This is a genomic window from Thermococcus sp. Bubb.Bath (assembly GCF_012027595.1).
GTDB lineage: Archaea > Methanobacteriota_B > Thermococci > Thermococcales > Thermococcaceae > Thermococcus.
In genome coordinates this window covers 1-417 of record NZ_SNUR01000050.1, presented here as the reverse complement: position 1 = coordinate 417, position 417 = coordinate 1, and the positions used below count along the sequence as shown (strand labels likewise).

Genomic DNA, 417 nt, shown 5'->3' with positions numbered 1-417 from the left:
ACTATATACATCCTCCACAAGAACAAAGGAATCATTCGGGTTAAGGACATAGCTAAGATGATGCGCGTAAAGCCGCCGAGCGTCGTCGATGCGCTTAAAAAGCTCAACGAAAAGGGCCTAGTTGAATACGAGAAATACGACAGGATTCTGCTTACCGAGAAGGGCAAAGAAATAGCCGAAACAACGTACTCAAAGCACCTCCTCCTCACGCAGTTCTTCATAGACATCCTCGGTATTCCGCCAGAGATAGCGGAGCACGACGCCTGTCAGTTCGAGCACTACGTCAGTGAGATAACCGTGCAGAGGATAAGGGAGTTCGCCCAGTTTATCCAAGAGCAGTGCCCCTACGTGCTCAAGCAGTTCATCAAAGAGAAGCTGGCAGAGAATCAGAAAAAATGATTTCCTTGCCCTCTTGAT

Annotated in this window: 1 protein-coding gene; it reads left to right on the top strand. The window is 48.2% G+C overall.

Going from position 1 to position 417, the window contains the following annotated elements; all coding sequences use genetic code 11:
- On the top strand, positions 1 to 399 hold a 399-nt coding region (locus E3E29_RS11465; protein WP_206205911.1), incomplete at its 5' end, for a metal-dependent transcriptional regulator.
- Positions 400 to 417: the final 18 nt, after the last annotated feature.